At 55.0% G+C, this 25,039-nt stretch carries 23 protein-coding genes; 13 read left to right on the plus strand and 10 right to left on the minus strand.

Annotated elements, in window-relative coordinates; genetic code table 11:
* Window positions 1-25: 25 nt before the first annotated feature.
* Window positions 26-835 (plus strand): tRNA cyclic N6-threonylcarbamoyladenosine(37) synthase TcdA, encoded by an 810-nt coding sequence (tcdA, locus tag FOC35_RS12705; RefSeq protein ID WP_172569074.1) that lies wholly within the window; start codon window positions 26-28, stop codon window positions 833-835.
* Here the strand turns inward: tcdA and csdE are convergent, their stop codons facing one another.
* Window positions 836-1,279 carry a cysteine desulfurase sulfur acceptor subunit CsdE gene (gene csdE / locus FOC35_RS12710; protein ID WP_172569075.1) on the minus strand — a complete coding sequence of 148 codons (444 nt, stop codon included), beginning with the start codon at window positions 1,277-1,279 and terminating at the stop codon, window positions 836-838.
* Window positions 1,280-2,485 (minus strand): cysteine desulfurase CsdA, encoded by a 1,206-nt coding sequence (csdA, locus tag FOC35_RS12715; RefSeq protein ID WP_172569076.1) that lies wholly within the window; start codon window positions 2,483-2,485, stop codon window positions 1,280-1,282.
* Between the two features lie 196 nt (window positions 2,486-2,681).
* On the opposite strand from csdA, the gene FOC35_RS12720 reads away from it, so the two are divergent.
* From FOC35_RS12720 to rlmM, 4 genes are all read left to right on the plus strand, one after another.
* A complete protein-coding gene (locus FOC35_RS12720; RefSeq protein ID WP_016538029.1) occupies window positions 2,682-2,909 on the plus strand; it encodes a YgdI/YgdR family lipoprotein in 228 nt (75 codons plus the stop codon).
* A gap of 343 nt (window positions 2,910-3,252) precedes the next feature.
* On the plus strand, window positions 3,253-4,170 hold the full coding sequence (gcvA, locus tag FOC35_RS12725; RefSeq protein ID WP_016538028.1) for a glycine cleavage system transcriptional regulator GcvA: 918 nt from the start codon (window positions 3,253-3,255) through the stop codon (window positions 4,168-4,170).
* A 46-nt stretch (window positions 4,171-4,216) separates the two neighbouring features.
* Complete coding sequence (locus tag FOC35_RS12730; protein WP_016538027.1) at window positions 4,217-4,612, plus strand: DUF423 domain-containing protein; 396 nt, start codon at window positions 4,217-4,219, stop codon at window positions 4,610-4,612.
* The gene (gene rlmM / locus FOC35_RS12735) at window positions 4,605-5,705 is read left to right on the plus strand and encodes a 23S rRNA (cytidine(2498)-2'-O)-methyltransferase RlmM (protein ID WP_172569077.1); all 1,101 of its coding nucleotides are present in this window, start codon (window positions 4,605-4,607) and stop codon (window positions 5,703-5,705) included. Before FOC35_RS12730 ends, rlmM begins: the two co-directional genes overlap by 8 nt.
* Before the next feature lie 33 nt (window positions 5,706-5,738).
* On the opposite strand, the gene xni is transcribed toward rlmM, so the two are convergent.
* On the minus strand, window positions 5,739-6,497 hold the full coding sequence (xni, locus tag FOC35_RS12740; protein WP_172569078.1) for a flap endonuclease Xni: 759 nt from the start codon (window positions 6,495-6,497) through the stop codon (window positions 5,739-5,741).
* 182 nt (window positions 6,498-6,679) lie between these two features.
* Here xni and FOC35_RS12745 point away from each other — a divergent pair, with 182 nt between their 5' ends.
* A complete protein-coding gene (locus FOC35_RS12745) occupies window positions 6,680-7,864 on the plus strand; it encodes a PLP-dependent aminotransferase family protein (protein ID WP_172569079.1) in 1,185 nt (394 codons plus the stop codon).
* A 30-nt stretch (window positions 7,865-7,894) separates the two neighbouring features.
* Here FOC35_RS12745 and FOC35_RS12750 read toward each other — a convergent pair whose 3' ends face one another.
* The 4 genes from FOC35_RS12750 to queF form a co-directional block, all read right to left on the minus strand.
* Window positions 7,895-9,262 carry an L-serine ammonia-lyase gene (locus tag FOC35_RS12750; RefSeq protein WP_016538023.1) on the minus strand — a complete coding sequence of 456 codons (1,368 nt, stop codon included), beginning with the start codon at window positions 9,260-9,262 and terminating at the stop codon, window positions 7,895-7,897.
* A gap of 64 nt (window positions 9,263-9,326) precedes the next feature.
* Window positions 9,327-10,616, minus strand: a complete 1,290-nt coding sequence (locus FOC35_RS12755; protein ID WP_016538022.1) for an HAAAP family serine/threonine permease — start codon at window positions 10,614-10,616, stop codon at window positions 9,327-9,329.
* Between the two features lie 464 nt (window positions 10,617-11,080).
* Window positions 11,081-12,445 carry a nucleotide 5'-monophosphate nucleosidase PpnN gene (gene ppnN, locus FOC35_RS12760; protein ID WP_172569080.1) on the minus strand — a complete coding sequence of 455 codons (1,365 nt, stop codon included), beginning with the start codon at window positions 12,443-12,445 and terminating at the stop codon, window positions 11,081-11,083.
* Between the two features lie 115 nt (window positions 12,446-12,560).
* Window positions 12,561-13,403, minus strand: coding sequence for an NADPH-dependent 7-cyano-7-deazaguanine reductase QueF (gene queF / locus FOC35_RS12765; protein ID WP_172569081.1), 843 nt, complete (start codon window positions 13,401-13,403; stop codon window positions 12,561-12,563).
* Between the two features lie 64 nt (window positions 13,404-13,467).
* Between queF and syd the strand changes: the two genes are divergently transcribed.
* From syd to FOC35_RS12785, 4 genes are all read left to right on the plus strand, one after another.
* The gene (gene syd, locus FOC35_RS12770) at window positions 13,468-14,013 is read left to right on the plus strand and encodes a SecY-interacting protein (protein WP_172569082.1); all 546 of its coding nucleotides are present in this window, start codon (window positions 13,468-13,470) and stop codon (window positions 14,011-14,013) included.
* A 652-nt stretch (window positions 14,014-14,665) separates the two neighbouring features.
* Window positions 14,666-14,995, plus strand: a complete 330-nt coding sequence (locus tag FOC35_RS12775; protein ID WP_016538018.1) for a YqcC family protein — start codon at window positions 14,666-14,668, stop codon at window positions 14,993-14,995.
* The gene (gene truC, locus FOC35_RS12780) at window positions 14,995-15,774 is read left to right on the plus strand and encodes a tRNA pseudouridine(65) synthase TruC (RefSeq protein WP_016538017.1); all 780 of its coding nucleotides are present in this window, start codon (window positions 14,995-14,997) and stop codon (window positions 15,772-15,774) included. The genes FOC35_RS12775 and truC overlap by 1 nt, the downstream gene beginning before the upstream one ends.
* Window positions 15,775-15,791: 17 nt before the next feature.
* Window positions 15,792-16,241, plus strand: coding sequence for a flavodoxin (locus tag FOC35_RS12785; RefSeq protein WP_172569083.1), 450 nt, complete (start codon window positions 15,792-15,794; stop codon window positions 16,239-16,241).
* Between the two features lie 47 nt (window positions 16,242-16,288).
* Here the strand turns inward: FOC35_RS12785 and FOC35_RS12790 are convergent, their stop codons facing one another.
* Together FOC35_RS12790 and FOC35_RS12795 are read right to left on the minus strand one after the other, a co-directional pair.
* Window positions 16,289-16,630 carry a helix-turn-helix domain-containing protein gene (locus FOC35_RS12790; protein WP_016538015.1) on the minus strand — a complete coding sequence of 114 codons (342 nt, stop codon included), beginning with the start codon at window positions 16,628-16,630 and terminating at the stop codon, window positions 16,289-16,291.
* A gap of 39 nt (window positions 16,631-16,669) precedes the next feature.
* Entirely contained in the window at window positions 16,670-17,797 is a 1,128-nt protein-coding gene (locus FOC35_RS12795; RefSeq protein ID WP_172569084.1) for an MBL fold metallo-hydrolase, read from the minus strand.
* Window positions 17,798-17,967: 170 nt separating this feature from the next.
* On the opposite strand from FOC35_RS12795, the gene FOC35_RS12800 reads away from it, so the two are divergent.
* Complete coding sequence (locus FOC35_RS12800; RefSeq protein ID WP_016538013.1) at window positions 17,968-18,540, plus strand: TetR/AcrR family transcriptional regulator; 573 nt, start codon at window positions 17,968-17,970, stop codon at window positions 18,538-18,540.
* Here FOC35_RS12800 and barA read toward each other — a convergent pair.
* Entirely contained in the window at window positions 18,537-21,305 is a 2,769-nt protein-coding gene (barA, locus tag FOC35_RS12805) for a two-component sensor histidine kinase BarA (RefSeq protein WP_016538012.1), read from the minus strand. The genes FOC35_RS12800 and barA overlap by 4 nt on opposite strands.
* Before the next feature lie 61 nt (window positions 21,306-21,366).
* Between barA and rlmD the strand changes: the two genes are divergently transcribed.
* Both rlmD and relA read left to right on the plus strand, forming a co-directional pair.
* Complete coding sequence (rlmD, locus tag FOC35_RS12810; protein WP_172570364.1) at window positions 21,367-22,680, plus strand: 23S rRNA (uracil(1939)-C(5))-methyltransferase RlmD; 1,314 nt, start codon at window positions 21,367-21,369, stop codon at window positions 22,678-22,680.
* Between the two features lie 51 nt (window positions 22,681-22,731).
* The gene (gene relA / locus FOC35_RS12815) at window positions 22,732-24,963 is read left to right on the plus strand and encodes a GTP diphosphokinase (protein WP_016538010.1); all 2,232 of its coding nucleotides are present in this window, start codon (window positions 22,732-22,734) and stop codon (window positions 24,961-24,963) included.
* Window positions 24,964-25,039 lie beyond the last annotated feature (76 nt).

Raw genomic sequence — 25,039 nt, forward strand, 5'->3', positions numbered from 1 at the left:
GTTTTTTATTTCTGAGGATACCCCGATGTCTGTCGTTCTTTCCGATGCCTGGCTGCAACGCTTTGGCGGAACCGCTCGCCTGTATGGCCAGGCGGCGTTACAGCTGTTTGCTGAGGCTCACGTTTGTGTGATTGGCATCGGCGGCGTGGGATCGTGGGCGGCCGAAGCGCTGGCGCGTACCGGCATCGGCGCAATTACCCTGATTGATATGGACGACGTATGTGTGACTAACACTAACCGCCAAATCCATGCTCTGCGGGATAACGTTGGTCAGGCAAAAACCGAAGTCATGGCCGCGCGCATTAAAGAGATTAATCCCGAGTGCCGGGTTACGGTGGTGGATGACTTTATTACGGCAGAAAACACGGCGGAGCTGCTTAGTCAGGGATTCAGCTACGTTATTGACGCAATTGATAGCGTTCGGCCTAAAGCCGCACTGATAGCTTATTGTCGGCGCTATAAGATCCCGCTGGTGACTACCGGTGGGGCCGGTGGGCAGATCGATCCTACGCAGATCCAGGTGTCCGATCTGGCAAAAACGATTCAGGATCCGCTTGCCGCCAAGCTGCGCGAGCGGCTGAAAAGTGATTTTGGCGTGGTGAAGAACAGCAAAGGAAAGCTGGGCGTGGACTGCGTATTTTCAACCGAAGCGCTGGTTTACCCTCAGGCCGATGGCTCGGTCTGTGCGATGAAAAGCACCGCTGAAGGGCCAAAGCGTATGGACTGCGCCTCCGGCTTTGGCGCGGCAACTATGGTTACCGCCAGCTTTGGCTTCGTGGCGGTGTCCCATGTGCTGAAGAAGATGATGGCGAAAGCGGCGCGAACCGCCGCCTGATTACGCCTGGCGCGCGGCCTGCTGAACGGCCGCTGCCAGCGCGGCAAGACCGCTGCTGCGTGAGGCGCTGAGCTGGTTGCGTAGCCCCAACTGGTCGAATAATTCCAGCGGATCTTTCTCCAACAGCTGCCGGGCGGTTTTCCCTTCTACTGCGGTCAGCAACACCGCCAGCAATCCTCGTACAATTCTTCCTTCACTGTCGCCGTAGAAGTGCAGCGTGCCGTCCGGCTGGCGGGTGTAGCCCAACCATACGCGGTTTTCGCAGCCGCTGATTTCAATGCTCTCGTTTTTTAACTCGTCAGGCAGCGCCGGAAGCTGCTTGCCGAGCAGGATCAACCGGCGATATTTGTCTTCCCACTGCTGCAAAGCGGCAAACGTGGAGAGCAAAGTTTCTTCGTTCACGGCGGAGCCAAAAGGATGCCCGGCTAATAAAATATTGCTCATTTAGTCCACCAGAATATCGAGGGCGCGGTCGATGGCTTGTACCAGGTGTTCCACGTCCTGCTGAGTGTTGTAGGGGGCGAAAGAGGCGCGAAGCGTGCCGCTAACGCCTAGGGCAGTCATAAGCGGCTGGGCGCAGTGCTGGCCGGCGCGCAGGGCAATGCCGGACTCCGCCAGCAGCGTAACTAAATCGCTATGGTGTACGCCCGCAAAATCGAATGCCAGCAGGCTTGAATCCTGGCTGCGGAAGCTGCGAAAGCCGGGGCGTTTAGCCAGTTCAGCTTCGGCAAGCGTTGCCAGGCTGCGGCTCCAGCTCTCAGCCTCGTGCAGATTAATCTCTTCAAGCCATTCCAGCGCCGCGCTGAGCCCGATAACGCCCGCTACGTTCGGCGTCCCTGCTTCAAAGCGATAAGGCACCGGCTGGGTTTTGAAGCCCTCGAACGAAACTTCAGTAATCATTTTGCCGCCCCCGAGCCAGGGTGACATCTGCTCGAGCAGCTCGGGTTTGCCGTACAGCGCGCCGATGCCGGTTGGGCCATAGAGTTTATGGGCGGAAAATGCGTAAAAGTCGATGTCCAGCGCCTGAACATCCGGCGGGCAGTGAACGATGCCCTGCGCGCCGTCGACCATCACAACGGCTCCGGCAGCGTGGGCAAGCTTAATGGCTTTTTCCAGGTCCGGGCAGCCGCCGGTGACGTTGGACATGTGCCCCAGAGCCAGAATACGGGTGCGCTCATTGATAAGCGTTGGAAGCTGGTTGAGATCGGGCAGCAGGTCATTTCCCAGCGGGAGTTTTACCACCCGAGCGCCCGTTTGTTCGGCAACCATCAGCCACGGCACGAAATTGGCGTGATGCTCGGCTTCGCTGATAATGATTTCGTCCCCGGCGGTAAGACGAGGGCGAGCGTAGCACTGCGCCACCAGATTGATGGCTTCAGTGGTTCCTCGTGTCCAGACCACGGACTTACCGCTTTGTGCATTAATCAGCTGCGCAACCTGGTCGCGTGCGGCTTCGTAGTGAGCGGTAAGGCGCTGTGCCTCCGGGAACTGGCTGCGGTGAACGTTACCCGCGCTCAGGCTATAAAACTGCCGGGTGGCGTTGATTACGGCCTGGGGTTTAAGCGAAGTTGCCGCGCTATCGAGATAGACGCCTGAGTCTGCCAGCGCCGGAAACTGGGCGCGAAAATGGGCGGGGTTAAATGCTGTCATGATGATCCTCAAGTCAATGAACAGATCGTCGCGCAAATCAGGGCGCGGCACAAGGTTTCAGTCACCATCGGAATAGTCCGCTTCTGCTGGCAAGATCGGAAAAGCAGGTTATGCTATTTATTGTTGGACTGATGTTTACGACTGTCAGTAGAAGAGATTTAAGTAGCATTAAACTCTATGCACAAGGAGAAGAATTATGAATAAAGCAGCCGCTATTGTTTCTGCCTGTATGATGACTTTTGCACTTGCAGCTTGTTCCAGCCCTAACTACATCATGCATACCAACGACGGGCGTGCCATCGTCTCTGAAGGTAAGCCGAAGACCGATGACGAAACCGGTATGATTAAGTACAAAGACGCCAACGGAAACATGCAGCAGATTAACCGCTCGGATGTGAAAGAGATGGTTGAGCTGAAGAAGTAAACGGCAGGCAAAAAAAAGCACCGCATTCGGCGGTGCTACATTAATCACTATGGACAGACAGGGTAAATGTACAGGAAGTGAAAAGGGGTAGCTTAGCTACCGTGGTCCGAAATGTCAGACCAATTGCAAACACAACAACACAACATCACAACCGTAAGCCAAAAGCCCTCCAGAACACGCATTCCAGACAACTTTTCGTTCCGACTCAGGAAGTGCCGCCACTATAGGTATTTGCTGGTGCATCCTCAACGGACAATTTATAATGGCTCAGATAAAAAAAACTAATAGGTAAACAAACAGCATCTGTTTGTTAATCATTATTAACACTTAAGCCAAATAACCCATGTCCAAGCGTTTACCACCTCTGAATGCGCTGCGCGTTTTTGACGCGGCGGCCCGTCACTTGAGTTTTACTAAAGCGGCCGAGGAGCTGTTTGTCACTCAGGCCGCTGTAAGCCACCAGATCAAGTCTCTGGAGGATTTTCTCGGCCTGAAACTGTTCCGCCGCCGCAACCGTTCGCTGCTGCTGACGGAAGAGGGGCAAAGCTATTATCAGGATATTAAAGAGATTTTTTCCCAGCTTACCGAAGCCACGCGCAAGCTGCAGGCGCGAAGCGCAAAAGGCGCACTGACGGTCAGTTTATTGCCAAGCTTTGCGATTCACTGGCTGGTGCCGCGCCTGACAAGCTTTAACTCAGCTTATCCGGGAATCGACGTGCGAATCCAGGCGGTTGACCGCCAGGAAGATAAGCTGTCGGACGATGTGGACGTGGCGATATTCTATGGTCGGGGTAACTGGCCGGGGCTCAGAGTTGAAAAGCTTTATGCTGAATATTTGCTGCCGGTATGCTCGCCTATGCTGCTCACTGGCGATAAGCCGATTAAAACGCCGGAAGATTTAGCTAAGCACACTTTATTGCATGACGCTTCGCGCCGCGACTGGCAGACTTATACCCGCCAGCTTGGGGTGAGCCATATTAATGTCCAGCAGGGGCCTATTTTCAGCCACAGCGCGATGGTGCTCCAGGCCGCCATTCACGGTCAGGGTATTGCGCTGGCTAACAACGTGATGGCGCAAACCGAAATAGAGGCCGGCCGCCTGGTCTGCCCGTTTAACGATGTGCTGGTGAGTAAAAACGCCTTTTATCTGGTTTGTCATGACAGTCAGGCAGAACTGGGTAAAATAGCCGCGTTTCGACAGTGGATCCTGGCAAAGGCGGCCAGCGAGCAAGAAAAATTCCGTTTTCGCTACGAACAATAAGCAATCTTCGCGTGGCCAGGCCACGCCTCACTTTTAGGGTTACACCATGACCAGCCGATTCATGCTGATTTTTGCCGCCATCAGCGGCTTTGTTTTTGTTGCCCTGGGCGCCTTCGGGGCGCATGTATTAAGCAAATCTCTGGGCGTTGTGGAGATGGGCTGGATCCAGACCGGGCTTGAATATCAGGCATTTCACACCCTGGCTATTTTTGGCCTTGCGGTGGCGATGCAGAGACGCATCAGCATCTGGTTCTACTGGAGCAGCGTCTTTATGGCGCTCGGGACCGTATTATTTAGCGGCAGTCTCTATTGTCTTGCCCTGTCGCATCTGCGGCTGTGGGCGTTTGTTACCCCGGTGGGCGGCGTAAGCTTCCTTGCCGGTTGGATATTGATGTTAATTGGTGCTGTGCGCCTGAAACGTAAGGGCGTAAGCCATGAATAAAGTTATTTTGTACTGCCGCCAGGGTTTTGAGAAAGAGTGTGCGGCGGAAATCACCGACAAAGCCGGGCAGCGCGGCGTTTACGGGTTTGCCCGTGTTAAAGAACAGAGCGGCTACGTGGTATTTGAATGCTACCAGCCGGAAGAGGCGGATAAGCTGGCGCGCGAGCTGCCGTTTAGCGACCTGATTTTTGCCCGCCAGATGATCGTTGCCGGTGAGCTGCTAAAAGATCTGCCGCCGGAAGACCGTATTACGCCGGTTGTCGGCATGTTACAGGGCGTGGTTGAGAAAGGCGGTGACCTGCGCGTTGAGGTGGCGGACACTAACGAAAGCAAAGAGCTGATGAAGTTCTGCCGCAAGTTCACCGTGCCGCTGCGTTCCAGCCTGCGTGAAGCCGGGGTGCTGACTAACTACGAGACGCCAAAACGCCCGGTGGTACACGTATTCTTTATCGCCCCAGGCTGCTGCTATACCGGGTATTCGTACACCACCAACAATTCACCGTTCTATATGGGCATTCCGCGCCTTAAGTTCCCGTCCGACGCGCCGAGCCGCTCAACGCTGAAGCTGGAAGAGGCGTTTCACGTCTTTATCCCCGCGGACGAGTGGGATGAACGTCTGGCAAACGGCATGTATGCGGTTGATCTGGGCGCCTGCCCGGGCGGCTGGACCTATCAGCTGGTGAAGCGCAACATGTGGGTTTCTTCCGTAGATAACGGCCCGATGGCACAAAGCCTGATGGATACCGGGCAGGTAACCTGGCTGCGTGAGGATGGTTTTAAATACCGCCCGACGCGCGTCAATATTTCGTGGATGGTTTGCGATATGGTTGAAAAACCAGCAAAAGTCGCCAGCCTGATGGCGACCTGGCTGGTGAACGGCTGGTGCCGTGAGACTATTTTTAACCTCAAGCTGCCGATGAAAAAGCGCTATGAGGAAGTCTCCCAGAACCTGGCGCAGATCCGCGAGAAGCTGGAAGAAAACGGAATTAACGCCGAGATTAAGGCTCGCCAGCTTTATCACGACCGCGAAGAAGTTACCGTGCATATCCGCCGCTGGTGGGCTGCCACTGGCGGCCGTCGCGACGAGCGCTGATAGACACTTTCCCTCACCCTTGCCGGGTGAGGGTCAACTCCCCGCCAGCCTTAGCTGCTGTAAATTACCATCCAGCTGTAAATCCGTTTGTAGCCTTGCAACCTGGCGGCTGACGAACGCGCTATCTTTGTGCTGCTCAAGTTTTTTACGCCATTTTTCCGGGACTTCATCAAGCCGCTGATAAATCTCTTCCAGAGTGGAGAACGTATTGATGAGCTGCGTCGCGCTTTTAGGACCGATGCCGGGCACGCCTGGAATTTTACTGCTGCTGATGCCCGCCAGGCCCCAGAAATCACCGAGCTGGCCGGGCTGCACGCCGTATTCATGCTCAATAAAAGGGGCGTCAAGCCAGCGTTTCTGGAAGTAGTCGCGGATTTGCAAAGTCGGAGCCAGCAGTTGGCAGTAGCCTTTATCCGTGGAGACGATGGTTGCCCGGTGGCCGCCGGAAGCGACTTTGACCGCCAGCGTTGCGGCCAGGTCGTCAGCTTCGTTTCCTTTTGAGTGCCAGCACTGTACGCCGCGCCTGGTAAAGGCTTCGCGCAGGTTCGGCATTTCTGCATGCAGGTTTTCCGGCATAGGAGAGCGCCCGGCTTTGTAGTCCGGCAATACCTGATGACGCCAGCCGTCCCGACGTTCTTCGTCGTCGAACACCGCTACCGCGTGCGTTGGCTGGCTGTGGTTAATTAATTGTTCGAGGGCGTGCAGGCAGGTTTCAACGCAGGGAGAGCCTTGTACCGCATGTATGCGGCGGATCAGGTTTAACGCATCGACGATAAGTAAATGAATAGACATAAGAAATTTACCTTTAACAAGGATTGTCTTAGCCTAACACTTCCCGCCATCATGAGCTATTCTCATCGCAGAAATCAGGAATCTTTCTCGCAGAAACCTTATTAACTAAAGATGGAAAGGCATTGCGTAGTCGTTAGGGGGCTATGTATATTTCTGGCGAATAAAAAAATAGAGAACATCATATGAGTAACACTAAACACCTCGCGCAACGTATTCAAAACCTGCAACCTTCGGCCATTCGTGAACTCCTTAAACACAGCAAAATGCCGGGCGTGATTTCGCTGGCCGGCGGCATTCCTTCCAGCGACCTTTTCGACAGAGAAGGGCTGGAACTGGCGACCCGCAAAGCGCTGGAAGAGAACTTCAATGAGGCCTTCCAGTATGGGCTGACCGAGGGCAATAGCGAGCTGCGTGAGCAGCTGGTTGAGCTTTGCCGGGAGCGCGGGATAACGACCCGTAGCGACCAATTACTGATTACCTCCGGATCGCAGCAGGCGCTGGACTTGCTGATGCGCGGCCTGGTGGATGAGGGCGACGTATTTGTGGTTGAGCGCCCAACGTACCTGGCAACGCTGCAAATCCTTAGCCTGACGGGCGCTAAAGTTGCGTCGGTCGGCGGTGATGAGCACGGAATGATCGTTGATGAGCTGGAAGCGCTGCTGAAAACTACGCGCATTAAAGGCGTCTATCTGGTGCCGACTTTTGGTAACCCGAGCGGAACAACGATGAGCGCAGAGCGCCGCGAGAAGCTGGTAAAACTCGCCGCCGAATATGATTTCGTGATAATCGAGGACGATCCATACGGCGCCATCAGCTTTACCGACCGCCGCGAAAAAACGCTGCTTCAGATAGCGACGGAGCAGGGCTATGCCGACCACGTAGTTTATACTTCAACGTTCTCTAAAATTCTGGCGCCGGGGCTGCGCGTTGGCTGGATTATTCTGCCGGAGTGGATGAAGCAAAAGGTCGCTATTATCAAGCAGGCTACCGACCTTCACGCCAACTCTTTTACCCAGTCTCTGACGGCTGCCTACCTGACGCTGGGCAGGTTAAACCCGCAGATTGAGCTGATTCGTGAAGCCTACAGGCAGAAATGTCTGACGCTTTCACGCCTGCTGGAAGAAGAGCTGAGCGAGCATATTACGTTTAACCAGCCTCAGGGCGGGATGTTCCTCTGGGCCTCGTTCCGCTACGAGTTTGATACCACCACCTGGCTGCAAAAAACGCTGGAGAACGGCGTGGTTTATGTTCCCGGGGAATTCTTCTTTAGCGATCGTGCCGATAAGCGCACGCTGCGCTTCTCCTATGCGACGGCGACCGATGAACAGCTGGTTGAAGCGGTGAAGCGGCTGAAAGCATCACTCTAAAAGAAAGGCTCCCGATGGGAGCCTTTCTGCTTAGTCACAGGCGACAATTTTCAGCGCCAGGCCACCGCGAGAGGTTTCGCGATACTTGGCGTTCATGTCCTTGCCGGTTTCATACATCGTTTCGATAACTTTATCCAGGCAGACGCGAGGTTCGCTGGTACGGCGCATTGCCATGCGAGCGGCGTTCACCGCTTTTACCGCAGCAATGGCGTTACGTTCGATGCACGGCACCTGAACCTGCCCGGCAACCGGGTCACAGGTTAGCCCCAGGTTGTGCTCCATGCCGATTTCTGCGGCGATGCAAACCTGAGTAGGGCTTCCGCCCAGCAGTTCCGCCAGACCGGCCGCAGCCATGGAACAAGCTACGCCGACTTCACCCTGGCAGCCCACTTCCGCGCCGGAGATTGAGGCGTTCATTTTGTACAGCGTGCCAATTGCCCCGGCCGCCAGGAAGTAGCGGGCGCAGGAGTTGGCATTCACCTGACGAATAAATTTGTCGTAGTAGGCCAGAACCGCAGGAACAATACCGCAGGCTCCGTTGGTGGGCGCGGTGACGACGCGGCCACCGGCTGCGTTCTCTTCGTTGACCGCCAGAGCGAACATGTTGATCCAGTCCACTACGGCCATCGGGTCAGAGCTGTTTTTGTCGCTGGTTACCAGCATACGGCGCAGGGCGGCGGCGCGACGCGGTACGCGCATTTTGCCCGGCAGCACGCCTTCGGTAGTAATACCCCGCTCAATTCCGCTACGCATGACTTCCCAAACGGCGGCAAAGTGGGCGTCAATCTCTTCCTGAGTATGCAGCGCCCGTTCGTTCAGCATCATCAGGCCGGACAGCGACAGGCCGGTTTCGCGGCAATGGCGCTGTAAATCCGCAGCGTTTTTATACGGATAAGGCACGCTTACGCTGTTTTCGCTTTGCTGCCCAAAGTGCGCTTCATCAACGATAAAACCGCCGCCGATGGAGTAGTAGGTTTGGGTGTACAGCACTTTGTCACCGGCCAGGGCGCTAATGCGCATGCCGTTTTCATGCAATGCCAGGTTATCGGCATGGAAATTCATGCAGCTGTCCACCGGGAACTCTACTTCGTGCTGACCGTTGGCCAGCATCAGGCGCCCGTGGGTATTAACGTCCTGAATCACATGTGGGATTGAGTCGATATCAACGGTGTCCGGCAGATTACCGGCCAGCCCCATAATAATGGCGATATCGGTGTGGTGCCCTTTACCTGTCAGGGAAAGCGAGCCGTAGACGTCAACCACCACGCGGGTGATATCGTGCAGAATGCCGCGCTCAATCAGGTCATCAGAGAACTGTTTACCGGCCTTCATTGGGCCGACGGTATGAGAGCTGGATGGGCCGATACCGATTTTGAAAATGTCGAATACGCTAATCATGAGACTTCCCTGCGTAAGAGACTTAAAGAAGAGAGCCGCCCGCGAAGGGCGGCTTTTAGAAGGCTTAGCTGAACAGCGAGTAGAAGATAGCGGAGATGGCAATCAGGCCCATAATCACAACGAATACGTTGCTGATATGGCCGCTGTATTTACGCATAGCCGGTACTTTCTGAATCGCATACATCGGCATCAGGAACAGGATCATCGCGATAACCGGGCCACCCAGAGTTTCAATCATACCCAGGATGCTTGGGTTCAGCGTAGCGACTGCCCAGGTGGTCACCAGCATGAACAGCGCGGTGATTTTGTTCAGTTTGTTGATTTCAATGCTCTTGCCTTTGCCGCGCAGAGACTTGATAACCATACCGTTGAAGCCTTCACGAGCGCCCAGATAGTGGCCGAGGAAGGATTTAGTAATCGCAATCATCGCAATGATTGGCGCCATCCAGGCGATAACCGGTGCGTTAAAGTGGTTAGCCAGGTAGGACAGGATAGAAATGTTCTGCGCTTTTGCCGCCGCCAGGTCAGCCGGGGACAGGCTCAGCACGCAGCTGAATACGAAGAACATTACGGTCAGCACCATCATGATGTGTGCACGAGCCAGAATGCTGGAGCATTTTTTCTCTGCGCCTTCGCCGTACTCTTCACGCTTCGCTACCGCGAAGGAGGAGATGATCGGGGAGTGGTTGAAGGAGAACACCATTACTGGAATTGCCAGCCACAGGGTCATCCACAGGCCGCTGCCGGTTGCCGGGGTTGCGCTGAAGGAAAGCGTTTCAAATGCCGCGCCGCTCCAGTTAGGAATCAGGTACAGCGCCAGAACCATCAGGGCCGCAACAAACGGGAATACCAGGATGCTCATCGCCTTCACGATCATCTGCTCGCCGAAACGTACGATGGTCATCATGCCGACAATCAGAATCAGGGAGAGAATGGCACGCGGTGGAGACGTCATACCCAACTGGTGGGTAATGAAGCTGTCTACGGTATTGGTAATTGCCACGCTGTAAACCAGCAGGATTGGGTAGATAGCGAAGAAGTACAGCAGGGTAATCAGTTTACCCGCGCCGACGCCGAAGTGTTCTTCTACAACTTCGGTGATGTCTTCGCCCGGATTTTTACCGGACAGCACGAAGCGGGTCATACCGCGGTGTGCGAAGAAGGTCATCGGGAATGCAAGGATCGCCATGATGAACAGTGGGATCAGACCACCTACACCGGCGTTAATTGGCAGGAACAGAACACCTGCCCCAATCGCTGTGCCGTACAGGCCCAGCATCCACATGGTGTCGGTCTTGCGCCATGCGCCTTTTTTCTCAGCAGAGACAATACTGCTGGTTTGAGTGGTTTCCATCAACTTCTCCAAAGGAATGTTTCGTGCAATGTTGAAAAATTCGCAGTTAAAACGACGTTATGGTCATAACTGCTGAAACTAAATTCTGGCGACGGGCGTTTTTATAGTAGTTGTGGCCCGTAATAATCAGCGGGCGGAAAGATACATTTATGTCGCCTATGTATCAGTGATCGCGATCCCAAATGCGATAATCTACGTCATTAGCGTAACAATTCCGCATAACAATCTGTTCATGTATATCATCGTGAAATTTATGGGCGTGAAGCCTATCACTTGCGGATGATGCAATAAATTATACCCGACCAAATAACTCGGTTTTCACTGGAGAAAGTGGGTAAAACAGGTTTTTTCTACGAGGATTTATCTGTAGGCGTGATGTTTGGCGGTTTAGATGTGAACGCAATCGATTAACTGGAGCGGGCGAGGGTAAAAAAGAAGGGCGACCAGCGGCCGCCCATTTGTGATTAACGCACGATTTCGTAGCAGGGAATGTAGGCGCTGCCCGGAAGCTTCATGCGGTGCTGAGCGACAAAGCCCTGTAGCAGAGCGTCCATGCGCTGCATCATTTCCGGGTCACCGTGAATTTTATACGGGCCGAATTTTTCTATCGCGTGGATCCCGGCCTCTTTGACGTTACCCGCCACAATCCCGGAGAAGGCGCGGCGCAGCGAAGCCGCCAGTTTTTCTGCCGGCTGATCGGGGTAGAGTTGCAGGTTAGCCATATTCCCGTGGGTCGGCTCGAACGGCATTTGAAGATCCGGCGCAATGCGAATTGACCAGTTAAACCCGTAGGCATCTCCGGTTTCGCGGCGGTTCTCTTTAACCTGCGGCATGGCTTTTTTTATCAGCCGCGCCACTTCTACAGCGTCATCGATGATGATTTTGTAATGGCGGCGTGCGGTTTCGCCCAGCGTGTTGACGATAAATTCGTCCAGCACGCGGAAGTAATCGGCGCTCTCTTTTGGCCCGGTCAGAATTAACGGCAGTACCTGGTCATGGTTATGCGGGTTCATCAGGATGCCCAGCAGGTAAAGCAGCTCTTCTGCCGTACCCACGCCGCCCGGGAAGATGATGATGCCGTGGGCGATACGCACGAATGCCTCAAGCCGTTTTTCAATGTCCGGCATGATAATCAGTTCGTTAACCAACGGGTTAGGCGGCTCGGCGGCGATGATTGATGGCTCCGTAAGGCCGATAAAGCGGCCTTCTTTATAGCGCTGCTGGGCGTGGCCCACGGCGGCACCTTTCATCGGCGCTTCCATCACGCCAGGCCCGCAGCCGGTACAGATATTCAACTCGCGCAGGCCGAGCTGGGTGCCGACGCGGCGGGCGTAGAGGTATTCGTTTTCGTTAATCGAGTGGCCGCCCCAGCAAACAACCAGGTTCGGAGCCTCGCCGACGTGTAGCGCACGGGCATTTCGTAAAATGGAAAACACCATGTTGGTGATATGAATGGAGTTTTCTTTATTCAGATGCTGGAAACGGCCAGCATTGGTGATTTGACCGTTAACGAACAGAATGTCTCGCAGTACCGCAAACAGGTTGGCCTGCAGCGCACGAATGATCCTGCCGTCTACAAAGGCGTCTTCCGGTGGGTTAATAAGTTCGAGTTTTACGCCGCGTTCACGGCGTAACACGTTGATATCGAAGTTCTGAAAGCGGGACAGCAGCTCTTTGCTACTGTCGGTCTGGCTGCCGGAATTAAGCACCGCCAGCGAGCAGTTACGAAACAGTTGATAAAGGTCGCTGCTGGCCGTGCGTTTAAGCATATCGACTTCCAGCTGCGACAACATATCCATTGAGCCAAGCGGGCTAATATGTGTAATCAAGTGAACTCCTTACGGAACGAAAAGTGCCGTTCTCACAGATTACAATAGCCCTGGCTTGTTCACTTTAACAACCCGTAAACCGTAATCGGTTTTGTCGCTGGGAGCTATTTCGCACTTATTGGCGAACCAGGCGGCCAAAAGCGGGATGGAAATCGGTATTGGTGCGCCACGGGTTAATGTCCAGGCCACCGCGCCGGGTGTAGCGAGCGTAAACGCTTAGCGCCTGCGGCTGGCAGTAGCGCTGCAGGTCGTTAAAGATGCGCTCCACGCATTGCTCGTGGAATTCGTTATGGTGGCGAAAAGAGACCAGATAGCGCAGCAGTTTTTCACGGTCTATTTTAGGGCCACGATAGCGAATTTGTACCGAACCCCAGTCCGGCTGGTGGGTTATCAGGCAGTTGGATTTCAGCAGGTGGCTGACCAGCGTCTCTTCCACGATCTCTTCTCCGGCTGCGCCTTCGAGATAATTCGCATCGAATTCATAGCTGTCGATCGTGATGTTCTGCTGGTCGATGCACTCTCCGTTAAAGGCCGAAATTTCCTGACCCTCAAGTTCATGAAGGCGGAACAGCACTACGCTGACATCGCCGCCTGCGCAGGCGCTTAAATCGCGCTTCAGGGTTTCCTGCACGGTTTCCCAGTCGGCAAAACGGGTTTGGTTAAAGCTGTTGAGGTAAAGCTTAAAGCTTTTGGACTCCACCAGGTTAATGCTGTTGGCGTCCAGCTGTACGTGGCCGACGGCAACCTGCGGCAGACCGTTGTTGTTCAGCCAGGAAAGCTCATACAGCGTCCAGATGTCTCCGCCGGTGAACGGCAGGCTGTTGGCATGCAGGCCGAGAGGGTCGCGGTTGAGGCTGCGCGGTACGGCCTGCAGCAGGGAAGGCTGGTATTGATCCTGGTAAGCGGTCGGCTTACCCAGCGTCAGGCCACTCAGGGCCTGGTGATTTTCGTAGGACATGTTTCACCGAGATAAAGGTACAATCAGCTTTTATTGTACCCCAGCCTACGCGAGTGAGAAATTAATGAACGAAGTCAGCCTTGCCCTGGAAGAATTTACCCGCCGTTTTTGCGAGCTGTGGCAGCAAGAAACGGGTAGCTGGCCCGCCAGCGAAGCGCTATACGGTATTCCGTCGCCCTGTATTGTCACTACTACAGGCGGCGATGTGCGCTGGCAGCCGCAGCCTTTTAGCCCTACGGCGGATTTGAGCGCCGTTGAGCGAGCGCTGGATATTGCCCTGCAGCCCGGTATTCATGAGTTTTACACCACGCAGTTTGCCGGAGATATGCCCGCGGTTTGCGGGACTACGGCATTGACGCTATTGCAGGCCTGGAGCGAGGATGATTTTCTTCGCGTGCAGGAGAATCTGATAGGCCATCTGGTGACCCAAAAACGCCTGAAACTCTCGCCTACGTTGTTCCTGGCGACCACCGAAGACGAAATGGAAGTGGTTTCGCTGTGTAACTTGACAGGTGAGGTGGTGCTTGAAAGAATCGGCACCTCTCAACGCAGCGTGCTTTCTGCTTCCCTTCCCGCATTTCTTGACGCCTTAACACCTCAGGTTATTTAGCCATTTTACTCGCACCTTTGTGAGAGATCTCTTACAAGACCTGTGAGAGATCGCTACATTTAGCGGCAGACTAAATCAACGGTTATGGTTTTATATCTTTATTAAACAATTAGTTATTATTTTATTCGGAAGGTTCCGAATGAAAGTTTTTGCCCGCCGGTTCGCTACATACCTTGTCACAGGCGGCCAAATAGAGGATTCTATTGTCATCGACAGGACGTTGACGGATTGAAGGAGATATCAGGATGATGTCACTTCATGATGAAGAGGAACCCGCCGGGAAGGCGTTCAGGAAAGGCTTCACAGATGAAGCGAGGATAACTCAGGAAGAGTTAAAGGACACCTCCAGGATGGAGAATGAGAGCCGCAACAGGAGTTCGGTGGGTCAGGAAGACTTAAGGATTTAGCGTCAGGGTGATGCAGGACACCATCAGGATGACGGTAGCAGGATGCGTTGGCGACGGATTGTGGGTCAGGAGACCGTAGGACAAAGTTGTCACGGACGAGCAGGGAGCACTAAAAGTAGCTGGATTGGCTGCGAAACGAACCGGGAGCACTGTGTAAACAGTGCTCCCTTTTTTTATGCCTTTTTCCCGCACCGGCAAGAAGTGTTATTCTGTTCCGCCCTTTTTCACACAAGCATGAGGTTTTCATGGAGCGCCAGACTTTGGTTCGCCATCATTTACTCACCATTGAGCAGATCCTGCGCGATCACTCCCTCTGGCAGGGCCTGCCGCCCGACGCGGCGGCATTTGAAAGCACGCAGCCTTTCTGCATGGACACGCTGCAACCTCATGAGTGGCTGCAATGGGTGCTTATCCCGCGTATGCATGCCCTGCTGGAGAGCAACCATCCGCTGCCGGATGCCTTTGCCGTCGCGCCCTACTATGAAATGGCGCTGGATGCGACGCATGCCGTGCGCGAACCGCTGCTTGCAGCGCTGCTTGAGCTGGACGCGTTATTTGAGACGGGCGAGGCCTGATGCTGGAGATTATTTACCAGGATGAATGGCTGGTTGCGGTGAATAAACCCTCCGGCTGGCTGGTACATCGCAGCTGGCTGGACAGGCATGAAAAAGTTGTGGTGATGCAAACCGTGCGTGACCAGATTGGTCAGCATGTCTTTACCGTTCACCGTCTCGACAGGCCAACTTCCGGCGTGCTGCTGATGGGGCTTTCCAGTGAAGTAGGCCGCCTGCTTTCACAGCAATTTGAGCAGCATCAGATCCAGAAACGCTACCATGCCGTGGTTCGCGGCTGGCTTCAGGATGAAGCGGTACTTGATTATCCGCTGGTCGAAGAGCTGGATAAAATTGCCGATAAATTTAGCGACCAGGATAAAGGGCCGCAGCCTGCGGTAACCCATTATCGCGGGATGGCGACGGTAGAAATGCCGGTTGCTGTGGGGCGCTACCCGACGGCGCGCTACAGTCTGGTGGAGCTTGAGCCGGAAACGGGCCGCAAGCACCAGCTACGTCGCCATCTTTCCCATCTTCGTCATCCGATAATTGGCGATTCCAAACACGGTGATTTGCGTCAGAACCGGGGCGCAGCGGAACATTTTGGCTGCCAGCGATTAATGCTGCACGCCAGCCAGCTTTCGCTCAATCATCCGGTGACCGGGGAGCCGCTGACGTTAAAAGCGGGTCTGGATGATACATGGATGCATATGCTGACGGAGTTCGGCTGGCGCGGGCAGCTACCGGATGTTGAAAATATTGAGTTTGATCCGGCGAGTTGCCAGGATAAGCCTTGTCTCTAATTCTTAAGGAGTTACCGATGGCCGAAGTAGGTATTTTTGTAGGTACTATGTATGGCAACGCGCTGTTAGTGGCGGAAGAGGCCGAAACCATTCTTAAAAAGCACGGCCATCAGGCAAAAGTGTTTGAAGACCCGGAACTGGCGGACTGGCAATACTATCGCAACCATTATGCGCTGGTTGTGACGTCAACGACCGGGCAGGGAGATTTGCCGGACAGTATCGTGCCGCTGTTTCAGGCGATTAAAGATCAGGTCGGTTACCAGCCCGAGCTACGTTACGGGCTGATAGCGCTCGGTGACAGCAATTATGACCATTTCTGCGGCGGCGGTAAGCAGTTTGATGCTTTGCTGCAGGAGCAGGGGGCAACCCGAATCGACAGCGTACTGACGATTGATGCTAACGATCACCCGGAGCCTGAAGTGGTTTCCGGCCCGTGGGTCGAGCACTGGGCGACGCTACTGAGCTGAGGCCTGGCCGGGCGGGTAACATCAGGCTTACCCGCCCCGGAAGGGGCTTAGTTTAGCGGTTGCTCGTTATCGCGGCGGTAGGCACCCGGCGAGGTGTTGAAACGTTTTCCGAAGGTGCGGGTAAAAGACTGCTGCGAATCGAACCCGTAACGCACAGAAATATCGAGGATCTTATCCGAGGTATTTTTCAGATCGTCGGCCGCTAACTGCAATTTGCGTTCGCGAATGTAGGCCCCGAGGCTTTTTCCCGCCCAGTCAGAGAACATCCGCTGTAAGTACCACTTTGAGTATCCGGACTGCCTTGCGACTTCTTCAATACGCAGCGGGCGCTGCATATTGCCGTCGACCCATTCAAGCAGAGATTCCATAAAATCTTTAGGCATGGACATATCACCTCCTTCTACATCTTTTTCGATTATTGAGTTGCTCTATTCCCACCAGGAGTCGAAGACCTGGCTCTGTTTGCTGACTTCAACTATCTGACCCATTTCCGGGGTCAGCAGGGCGTAACCGCGCCCGACGCTGGCGGCAGCGATACGGCGGAAAGGCTCATCCCAGCTGTGGTTGGCCAGGGCAAAACGCCCGGCATGCCCCGGCACCATGGTTTTCGCTCCCAGCTCTTCGGTTGCCTGAGCGGCCTCTTCGGGCATCATGTGAATATATTTCCAGCCTTCGTCGTACTGGCCGTTTTCCATGATGGCGAGATCGATATCGCTGAACTGCTCGCCTATCTGCCTGAAGTGCGGGCCGTACCCGGTATCGCCGCTGTAGTAAACTTTTCGCTGCGGCGAGACCAGCATAAAGCTTGCCCACAGGGTTTTATTGCCGGTTAAACCCCGCCCCGAGAAGTGGCGAGCGGGCAGGGCGTGAACCGTCAGCTCACCGTCGATGGCCATCTTTTCCTGCCAGTCCAGCTCGTGGATAAGCGCAGGAGAAAAACCCCAGGCTTCGAGATGAGCACCGACGCCGAGCGGGGTCACTATCTGTTTTATTTTCGACTTCAACGCCCGCAGGGTCGGGTAATCAAGATGATCCCAGTGATCGTGGGAGATGATGACGAAATCGATCTCCGGCATGTCTTCCGCCCGCCACGGGTAATCACCGACGAAGGCTTTGTTCAAAAAGGCGAAAGGGGCAGCGTAATGGCTGAACACCGGGTCGATAAGAATGCGTTTCCCGCCAAGCTGAATAAACCAGGAAGAATGGCCGAGCCAGACCACAACATCCTGCTGCTTATCCAGCGCCGCAAGGTCGGTTTTTACCAGCGGAAGCGGGCTGTCAGGCTTTACCGTATCCGGGCGGGCGAAGAAGAAATCCCACAGCGCCGCCACGCGACCGCGTTTGTCGGTCATCATTGGCGTTTCGCTCTGGTTGTGGAATTTGCCGTCGCGGTACTGCGGCGATTGCTGGATGCGTTCGAGACGGCTGCCCTGAGGCAATTTGCCAAATTCAGTCATCGGGAACAGCGCGGCACTGGTGGCGGTAAGGCCTAATAACATAATCACGACCATGAATTTCAGGGTTAACGAACGCTTGCCAGAATGCGCGGCAGCCATAGGGATTCTCTCAGGAAGCGTAGGGATAATATTGCTATTGAGTGAGTAAACACTCATTATAGGCAGGTAAGATCAACCGTCAATAAAATTTACGGTATGATAAACAGTATCGACCCCGGTTTTTGTAGCGGCCGGATCCATTCATTTAGTTAACTTACCTGTGAGGAATTGTGGCTCGTCCAAAAAGTGAAGATAAACGTTTAGCATTACTCGATGCTGCTACCGATGCGATAGCAGAGCTGGGGCTGGGAGCCGCAACGTCATTGATTGCCAGAAAGGCGGGCGTTGCCGAGGGGACCCTGTTTCGCTATTTCCCTACTAAAGACGAGTTGCTGAATGCGGTTTATCTCCACCATAAGCAGGATTTGGGCGGCGAGCTGATGAAGACTTACGACCGGAATGCGCCGAATAAGGAACGCTCCAGAACCGTGTGGAGCAACTATATCGACTGGGGGCTGGTCAACGTAGCGGCCCGTAAGGCGATGCGGCAGCTGGCGGTTTCAGGAAAAATTACTCCCGAAACGCTGGAGCAGGTTTACCAGGCTTATCCCGATTTGCGACAGCTCTCCAAAGAGTGCGTAACCAACGAGGCGCTCACCGGTATCGAAACCGCCTTTGCCGATGCCATTTTCTTTGCGCTGGCCGAAACCACGATGGAATTTGCCGGTCGCGAACCCGCGCGCAGAGAAGAGTATAAGTCTGCCGGGTTTGACGTGATGTGGCGCGGCATGACCAAAAGCTAAAGCGCCGCCGCGCTGAGGTATTTTTTCGCTTCGCGCACCACGTTATCCATTTCGTCGAGCAATTCAAGCATCTCAGGCTCCAGGTCTCCCGGAGCCATACCGCTACGCAGGCCGTGCTCTAACGTCTGGCACAGTTTTTTCATGCGTGGAACGCCGCTATAGCTACAGCTTCCGTGCAGCTTATGGACTATCTCGACCAGGCCTTCCGGCTTATCGCCAACCAACTGCTCTTCAACGATGTTTCGCACTTCGGGCAGGAACTCCAGCAGCATTTCCAGCATCTCGCGAGCCAGGTCGGCCTTACCGGCGGCCTGATGCAGCGCCAGGTTCCAGTCAAGCGTTTGGTTGATGTTGATAGCCGGTGGCGCGTTTTCTTCTGACGGTAATGGCGGATGGCCGATATTACCGGGATGGTAGCGCATCAGCAGGTTATGCAGTTTTTCCTCTTCAATCGGCTTGGCAAGGTAATCGTTCATTCCGGCGCTCAGCAGTTTCTCTTTCTGCCCGGCCATCGCGTGGGCGGTAACCGCAATCACCGGCGTTTGCTGGTGGTGAGGCAACTGGCGAATCAGCTCGCAGGCGCGGATGCCGTCGATTTCAGGCATTTGAATATCCATCAAAATAATATCGATGTTCATCTGCCTGGCACGCTCCAGCGCCTGCGAGCCGCTTTCGCATAGCACCACCTGCTGAACGTGGTCTTCGAGCAAAGCGCCGATAAGTTTCAGGTTGGCCGGGTTATCGTCCACCGCCATCACGGCCATCGGCAGTTTGTCGCTTTGTTCTGCGAACGGCAGCTCAAGGTTTGCGTTGTGGCAATTCTCAAGCAGCATCGGGAACAGGCGGGTAGAGGTGATTGGCTTCAGCAGGCAGCCCGCTACGCCCTGGCGTTTTAGCTCTTCCGCACCGACCTGAGTATGGCAAGGCAGCGCCAGTATCAGGCAGTCGGCCATGGTCACCGCTTTTGCCAGTTTTGGGTTTTCAAGGGTCAGGGTTTCGGTAAAGGTAACCGGTATACCGCACAGCAGAATATCGAAGTGCTCGTCCGGCAGCCCGGACAGGGAAGGGCTGTGGATAACGCTCAGCGGCGTGTTTTGCAGCAGGCTCATGGTGCTCTGGGCGGCGGTGACGTTCGGCTCAACGTAGCCAAGCCGCTTGCCGGCCAGTTTGCCCAGCGCCTGCCTGTCGTTAACCGCGTTAGGATTCAGGTCGAGGCTGATATGGAACCAGAAGGTTGAGCCGCGGTTGGGTTTGCTGTGGAAGGAAATGTCCCCGCCCATCTCATTAACCAGCTTCTGGGTGATGACCAGCCCCAGGCCGGTGCCGCCGTGGCGCCGAGAAATGCTGGCATCCGCTTGGCGGAAGGCCTGGAACAGCCGCGACTGCTCCTGCTCAGGAATGCCGATGCCGGTATCGTGGATTTGCATCTCAATCTGAACTTTATTGTTCCCTTCGGCGCGTTTTTCCACCAGCAGATCGATATTGCCGGTTTCGGTAAATTTAATCGCGTTGCCCACCAGGTTGGTGACCACCTGCTGGAGACGCAGCGGGTCGCCAATAACGTTATCCGGCACGTCGTTCTTGATATTTAGCGTTAGCTCCAGCCCTTTGTCGTGGGCGGAATGGGCCAGCAGCGTGACCACTTCGTCCAGCGTATTGCGCAGCGGGAATGGAATCGACTCCAGAATCAGCTTGCCCGCTTCGAGTTTGGAGAAGTCCAGCACGTCGTTGATGATAGTCAGTAGATTGTTGGCGGAGCGTTCAATGGTGTACAGATGGTCGCGCTGGGTTGGGTTAAGGTCGGTTTTCAGCGTCAGGCGGGTAAAGCCAATGACCCCGTTAAGCGGGGTGCGCAGCTCGTGGGACATATTTGCCAGGAACTCTGATTTAATACGCGCCGCTTCCTGGGCCCGCTTTTTGGCCAGATCCAGCTCCACGTTCTGAATCTCCATTTGCTCCAGCGTTTCGCGCAAGTCGGATGTTGCCTGGTCAACGTTGTGCTGCATCTCTTCGTGATAAGCGGTTAGCGACATCGCCATCGAGTTGATGCCGTTTTTCAGCATATCCAGCTCGCCCAGCATAAAGCCTTCAACGCGGCTATCCAACTGCCCGCGGCGAATGCGGTCGACGGTGTTGACCATGTTGCGGATAGGGCCCGTTACGTCGCGCATCAGGCGATAGGCAAACAGCATGGCGATGCCGATGCAGAACAGCATCATCAGCGTCGAAATAAATATTTCCCTGTACTGCTGCAACCTGACCGATTTGAGATCGAGCTCCATTGCGACGTAGCCGAGCGTGCTGCCGGTCAGCTTGCTGTTCGCTTCTGCGGACTCGTCGGGCGAATAGCGCTCGGAAACAATCGGCATACGCAGGATCATCAAGTCGCCTATCCTGCTGACGGTGAGATCGGTTGGCGGCTTCTCGCCATCGGGCAGTTTCAGCCGGGAAGCATTAAGCTGAAAGTTTGAGGTGACGAATAGCTTGTTGCTGTCATCGTAAATCGATATACCGCGCACGATATCCGAATGGCGGCGATGCAGCACGCTGACCAGCTGGCGAATGGATTCCCGGCTATGAAAGTTCATGCCGTACTCGCTGGAAACCGCCAGCGGCTCGATAATACTGGCGCCCGCATCCTCCAGCTGACGCTGCAAGTCATTGTAACGGTGGACAACGAAAAAGATGCTGAGCAGTAGGCCGACCAGAAGCGTCGGGGCCAGAATCAGGATCATCATGCGTGCGCGCAGGCTGTAGTTGGTCATGGGGTTCCGATATGGGACAATAAAAGCAACAGTGACATTTGAGAACACATCTACTTACATCATGGCGCAATTCTACTCTGCAAAGCGACGCGATACGAATCGTGAATTATTAACCGTGACCGTTAACGACCTAGACCCGTTTGGGCAGGGCGTCGCTCGCCATAAAGGCAAGACGCTGTTTATCCGCGCGGCCTTACCCGGCGAGCAGGTTGAAGTCCGGATAACTGAAGACAAGCGTAGCTACGCTCAGGCCGAGGTAAAGCGCCGCCTGAGCGATAGCCCCGATCGCGTTAAGCCGCGCTGCCCGCATTTTGGCGTATGCGGAGGCTGCCATCAGCAGCACGCGAGTATCGCCCTACAGCAGGAAGCAAAATCCAAAGCGCTTGGCCGCATGATGGGCGAACGTGACCTGCCTCGCCCGGTGGACGAAGTGATTTCCGCCAGCCCGTGGGGATATCGCCGTCGTGCCCGGCTGGGGTTGAATTATCATCTTCGCACACAGACCTTACAGATGGGTTTTCGTAAGGCGAGCGACAAAGAGCTGGTTGACGTTCACCATTGCCCCGTTCTGGCGCCCCCACTTGAAGCATTACTTGAACCTTTACGTCTTTGCTTGTCTGAATTAAGTATTGTGAAGCGGTTAGGCCATGTCGAGCTGGTACTGGCGGATAACGGGCCGCTGATGGTGCTACGTCATTTAGCGCCGCTCAGCGCCGGTGACCGACAAAAACTGGAACAGTTCTCGCATTCCCTTGGCGTTGCGCTCTACCTCGCCCCGGACAGCGACACGCTGGAGCCGCTGACGGATGAGCAGCCCTGGTATGACTCAGACGGGCTACGCTTATGCTTTAGCCCGCGCGATTTTATTCAGGTTAACGATGAAGTTAACCAGCTGATGGTGGCCCGGGCGATTGAATGGCTGGATGTTCAGCCCGGCGACAGGGTGCTGGATTTGTTCTGCGGAATGGGGAATTTTACCCTGCCGTTGGCAAAACGAGCCGCCGCGGTCGTGGGCGTTGAAGGCGTTGCTGCGCTGGTGGAGAAAGGTGAATATAATGCTCAGCGTAATTCGCTGAAAAATGTCACATTCTTCCATGAAAACCTGGAGGATGACGTTACGCGTCAGCCGTGGGCCGCGCAGGGTTTTACTAAAATATTGCTCGACCCGGCCCGTGCCGGTGCGCCGGGCGTAATGCAGCATATTATTAAGCTGGCGCCGAGCCGGGTGGTGTACGTTTCCTGCAACCCCACCACGCTCGCGCGTGATAGCGCTGCGTTACTGGCAGCCGGTTACCAAATCAGGCAGCTGGCGATGCTCGACATGTTCCCCCACACCGGGCATCTGGAGTCTATGGCGCTCTTTGAGCGTAATTAAAGCGGTTAATCAGGCTGGTTTGCCTGAATTTTGGCCCGACAGGAGAGGATAATGGTTGCGGTAAGAAGTGCACATCTCAACAAAGCTGGCGAATTTGCGCCCGAAAAATGGATTGCAAGCCTCGGGATTTCCAACCAGCAGTCGTGTGAACGCTTAGCCGAAACCTGGGCGTATTGTGAGCGCCAGACCAAAGGCCATCCTGATGCCGAGCTGCTGCTGTGGCGCGGTGTTGAAATGGTCGAAATCCTCTCGATGCTGAGTATGGATAACGACACCCTGCGCGCGGCGCTGCTGTTCCCGCTGGCGGACGCGGGCGTCGTTAGCGAAGAGGTGATGCTGGAAAATATCGGCAAGCAGGTGGTGACGCTTATCCACGGCGTGCGCGATATGGACGCGATTCGCCATCTTAAAGCGACCCACACGGACTCCGTTTCCTCAGACCAGGTGGATAACGTCCGCCGCATGCTGCTGGCGATGGTGGATGATTTTCGCTGCGTGGTCATCAAACTTGCCGAACGTATTGCGCATCTGCGAGAAGTGAAGGACGCGCCGGAAGACGAACGCGTGCTGGCGGCCAAAGAGTGTACCAATATCTATGCGCCGCTCGCTAACCGGCTGGGCATCGGCCAGCTCAAATGGGAGCTGGAAGATTATTGCTTCCGCTACCTGCACCCGGATGAATACAAGCGCATTGCCCAGTTGCTGCACGAACGCCGTATCGATCGCGAACACTACATCGATGATTTTGTGGCTGGGCTGCGCAGTTCGATGAAAGAAGAGGGCGTGAAAGCCGAAGTTTATGGCCGCCCAAAACATATCTACAGCATCTGGCGCAAAATGCAGAAAAAGCATCTGGCGTTTGATGAACTGTTTGACGTGCGCGCGGTGCGTATCGTCGCCGAGCGCCTGCAAGACTGCTACGCGGCGTTGGGTATTGTGCATACGCATTTCCGCCACCTGCCGGACGAGTTCGACGACTACGTTGCGAACCCCAAACCTAACGGCTACCAGTCGATTCATACCGTGGTGCTTGGCCCGAACGGCAAGACGATTGAAATCCAGATCCGTACCCGGCAGATGCACGAAGAGTCGGAGCTGGGCGTTGCCGCGCACTGGAAGTACAAAGAAGGAAACGCGCGCAGCGGCAGCTCCGGTTATGAAGATCGCATCGCCTGGCTGCGTAAGCTGATTGCCTGGCAGGAAGAGATGTCCGACTCCGGCGAGATGCTCGACGAAGTTCGCAGCCAGGTGTTCGACGATCGGGTTTACGTGTTTACCCCGAAAGGTGACGTTGTGGACCTGCCCGCTGGCTCCACGCCGCTCGACTTTGCCTATCACATCCACAGTGATGTTGGTCACCGCTGTATTGGGGCGAAGATTGGCGGGCGTATCGTGCCGTTCACCTACCAGCTGCAAATGGGCGACCAGATTGAGGTCATTACCCAGAAACAGCCAAACCCGAGCCGCGACTGGCTGAACCCTAACCTCGGCTATATCACCACCAGCCGCGGGCGGGCGAAAATCCACAACTGGTTCCGCAAGCAGGACAGGGATAAAAATATTCTCGCCGGGCGTCAGATCCTCGATGACGAAATTGAACACCTGGGAATCAGCCTGAAAGAGGCGGAGAAAACCCTGCTGCCGCGCTACAACTTCAACGAAATTGAAGAGTTACTGGCGGCCATCGGCGGGGGCGACATTCGCCTCAACCAGATGAGCAACTACCTTCAGGCGCAGTTTAATAAGCCAAGCGCCGAAGAGCAGGATGCCGCCGCGCTGCGCCAGTTGAAGCAAAAAACCTACGCTCCACAGTCGCACAGCAGTAAAGATAATGGCCGCGTCGTGGTTGAGGGCGTTGGGAATCTGATGCACCACATTGCGCGCTGCTGCCAGCCGATCCCGGGTGATGAGATTGTCGGCTTTATTACCCAGGGCCGGGGCATTTCGATTCACCGCGCCGACTGTGATCAGCTCGCAGAACTACAGTCTCACGCGCCGGAGCGTATTGTTGATGCCGTCTGGGGCGAAAGCTATTCCAGCGGTTACTCGCTGGTGGTGCGCGTTACGGCCAATGACCGCAGCGGCCTGCTGCGAGACATTACGACTATTCTGGCGAACGAGAAGGTTAACGTGCTGGGCGTCGCCAGCCGCAGCGATACCAAACAGCAGCTGGCAACTATCGATATGACTATCGAAATCTACAATCTACAGGTGCTGGGCCGCGTACTTGGCAAGCTGAACCAGGTGCCGGATATTATCGATGCCCGCAGGCTGCACGGCTAATTTATTGCCCCTCACTCCGCTCCTCTTCCCGGAGGAGCGGAGGCGAGCAATTCTACTCGAGCCAGCCTCCTCTCCC

This window comes from Cedecea sp. FDAARGOS_727 (assembly GCF_012273235.1).
Taxonomy (GTDB): domain Bacteria; phylum Pseudomonadota; class Gammaproteobacteria; order Enterobacterales; family Enterobacteriaceae; genus Cedecea; species Cedecea davisae.

Excerpts from the sequence above, each read along its gene's own strand:
- FOC35_RS12730 (WP_016538027.1), top strand. The coding sequence starts at position 4,217 with ATGACCAGCCGATTCATGCTGATTTTTGCCGCCATCAGCGGCTTTGTT.
- relA (WP_016538010.1), top strand. The coding sequence starts at position 22,732 with ATGGTTGCGGTAAGAAGTGCACATCTCAACAAAGCTGGCGAATTTGCG.
- FOC35_RS12775 (WP_016538018.1), top strand. The coding sequence starts at position 14,666 with ATGGAGCGCCAGACTTTGGTTCGCCATCATTTACTCACCATTGAGCAG.
- truC (WP_016538017.1), top strand. The coding sequence starts at position 14,995 with ATGCTGGAGATTATTTACCAGGATGAATGGCTGGTTGCGGTGAATAAA.
- tcdA (WP_172569074.1), top strand. The coding sequence starts at position 26 with ATGTCTGTCGTTCTTTCCGATGCCTGGCTGCAACGCTTTGGCGGAACC.
- rlmM (WP_172569077.1), top strand. The coding sequence starts at position 4,605 with ATGAATAAAGTTATTTTGTACTGCCGCCAGGGTTTTGAGAAAGAGTGT.
- xni (WP_172569078.1), bottom strand. The coding sequence starts at position 6,497 with ATGTCTATTCATTTACTTATCGTCGATGCGTTAAACCTGATCCGCCGC.
- rlmD (WP_172570364.1), top strand. The coding sequence starts at position 21,367 with ATGGCGCAATTCTACTCTGCAAAGCGACGCGATACGAATCGTGAATTA.
- FOC35_RS12755 (WP_016538022.1), bottom strand. The coding sequence starts at position 10,616 with ATGGAAACCACTCAAACCAGCAGTATTGTCTCTGCTGAGAAAAAAGGC.
- FOC35_RS12785 (WP_172569083.1), top strand. The coding sequence starts at position 15,792 with ATGGCCGAAGTAGGTATTTTTGTAGGTACTATGTATGGCAACGCGCTG.
- csdA (WP_172569076.1), bottom strand. The coding sequence starts at position 2,485 with ATGACAGCATTTAACCCCGCCCATTTTCGCGCCCAGTTTCCGGCGCTG.
- FOC35_RS12745 (WP_172569079.1), top strand. The coding sequence starts at position 6,680 with ATGAGTAACACTAAACACCTCGCGCAACGTATTCAAAACCTGCAACCT.
- csdE (WP_172569075.1), bottom strand. The coding sequence starts at position 1,279 with ATGAGCAATATTTTATTAGCCGGGCATCCTTTTGGCTCCGCCGTGAAC.
- gcvA (WP_016538028.1), top strand. The coding sequence starts at position 3,253 with ATGTCCAAGCGTTTACCACCTCTGAATGCGCTGCGCGTTTTTGACGCG.
- barA (WP_016538012.1), bottom strand. The coding sequence starts at position 21,305 with ATGACCAACTACAGCCTGCGCGCACGCATGATGATCCTGATTCTGGCC.
- queF (WP_172569081.1), bottom strand. The coding sequence starts at position 13,403 with ATGTCCTACGAAAATCACCAGGCCCTGAGTGGCCTGACGCTGGGTAAG.
- syd (WP_172569082.1), top strand. The coding sequence starts at position 13,468 with ATGAACGAAGTCAGCCTTGCCCTGGAAGAATTTACCCGCCGTTTTTGC.
- FOC35_RS12750 (WP_016538023.1), bottom strand. The coding sequence starts at position 9,262 with ATGATTAGCGTATTCGACATTTTCAAAATCGGTATCGGCCCATCCAGC.
- FOC35_RS12795 (WP_172569084.1), bottom strand. The coding sequence starts at position 17,797 with ATGGCTGCCGCGCATTCTGGCAAGCGTTCGTTAACCCTGAAATTCATG.
- FOC35_RS12720 (WP_016538029.1), top strand. The coding sequence starts at position 2,682 with ATGAATAAAGCAGCCGCTATTGTTTCTGCCTGTATGATGACTTTTGCA.
- FOC35_RS12790 (WP_016538015.1), bottom strand. The coding sequence starts at position 16,630 with ATGTCCATGCCTAAAGATTTTATGGAATCTCTGCTTGAATGGGTCGAC.